Below are 1,708 nucleotides of genomic sequence, written 5' to 3'. Positions count from 1 at the left end.
GGCGGCTACCTCCACCACGACCGCCACGGCAACACCACCACCCTCACCGGCGACGGCGGCCACATCAACGCCGCCTGGCACTACACCGACTACGGACAGCACACCACCCACACCACACAACCCCTCCAACCCACCACCGGCACGGCACCCGGGGGAAGGAACCCTTTCACATACGCCGGTGAACATACTGACTTCGCTGCTGACACCCAGTACCTTAAAAGTCGTCTCTACGACCCCACCCAGAAACGCTTTATCACCCGCGACGCCGAACCCCTCCACAACCGTTATCAGGCCTTCGATACCAACCCGGTATCGAGGACCGACCCATCAGGAAGTACGGCCATTCCCGACTGGTCAGCATATGTTATTGCTGGCCTCCTCCTAGTTGCGGGTATTGCTATTACGGCATTCACGGGTGGTACCGCTCTGGCTGCGACTTCCAGCCTAACAGTCACCCTTATCAGCTTCGCTTTGGATAGCGTCGGCGCCGTGCTGGACGCTCTAGCTTTGGCGCATGATGCCACTGGATTTCTCGGCCAAGACCCGGCGATCCGGGATGGTTTGCTGGCCAGCGGAATTGCGTTGGGTGTCCTGGGTGTCGCGCTGGGCGGGGTGGGCTTGGTGAGGGCTTGGGGAAAAGCGCGTTATGCTGCCGGTGCGTCAAGAATGCAGGAATCTCTTAACATTCAGCATGAAGAAAAGATAACCCAGCTTACGGCCGAGATTCACCAGGCTTTGGGCGAGATTAGTTCGTACAGGATCAAGTTGGACCGACGCGTGACGGAGGCCGAAAAGCTTACAGGCAGGGTCCGGAATCTCGAGCAAGAGAACTTCAACCTCAGCAACTCTATAATTCGCGCAGAACAAAGTTGGGATGCTGAGCGTAAGGGACTTCTGGCTCAGATCGAGAGGATGGACGCTGGCGAGGTAAATCGCCTGCAGGGAAAAATCTCAAGCCTTCGCGATAAACTCACTGCGGCAAGAGGCGAAGTGCAGTCATTGAAGGAGGCGTCCGCGAAAAGCAAGAGCCAGCTCGAACGAATCAAAATTGCCGACCGGAAGCTGCTAGAACATAGCCAGCACCTTTCTCGGCTATACGCGGAACACTTGCGCCAGATGTGCCACACTTGTCGAATGAAGATGGATGGGGCGGTTACTCATGGGGCCTCGCTGACCGAGTCAAGTCTCTTTGAGTCCGTGCGCGCTTGGTTCAAATGAACGAGGGCAGCCAGCGCGCTGGGGTGCAGGTGAGTCGCGCACGGGTCCCACATAGGATCTACCGGCCCTCCGACCTGCAGCGGGCCGGAATCCGCAAAGTTATCACAACAAAGAATAAAGCCTTAAATTCAGTAGCTTAGCTTAGCTAGGCTAGGCGCCCGGCTGGGCTTTCCCAGCCGGGCGTTTTGCGGTGGGCGGCTGTTGAGTTCGCCGGTCACAGCCGCCGGTACTACAGGTGGGGTTATTCCGTCTGGTAGGGCCGGTGTTGCTCCGGGTCGTGAGAAGTTGCGTGAGGTGGAGTGCTGGGCGGGGTGGTTTGAGGGCTTCTTTGCCTCGCTGGGGGGTTGTTCCGCCGGGTGGCGCGGGGTTCGTCAGGGTGCGGCTGCTTCGTAGAGAGTGAGGTTTTCTCGACGAAATTCATCGCCAGGCGTTGTTGAGGACGAGGGCGGCTTTGGTGATGGCGCCGATCCGGCCGGGGCTGAGCGTGACG

The 1,708-nt window shown here is 58.8% G+C and carries 1 protein-coding gene; it reads left to right on the top strand.

The window, feature by feature from the left end; genetic code table 11:
• On the top strand, positions 1–1,218 hold a 1,218-nt coding region (locus AC07DW_RS34375), incomplete at its 5' end, for an RHS repeat domain-containing protein (RefSeq protein WP_478861514.1).
• Positions 1,219–1,708: the final 490 nt, after the last annotated feature.

The sequence above is a fragment of the Streptomyces sp. NPDC045701 genome (assembly GCF_056432045.1).
The sequence above is the reverse complement of the archived record's forward strand: the minus strand, read 5'-3'. Positions and strand labels throughout refer to the sequence as shown.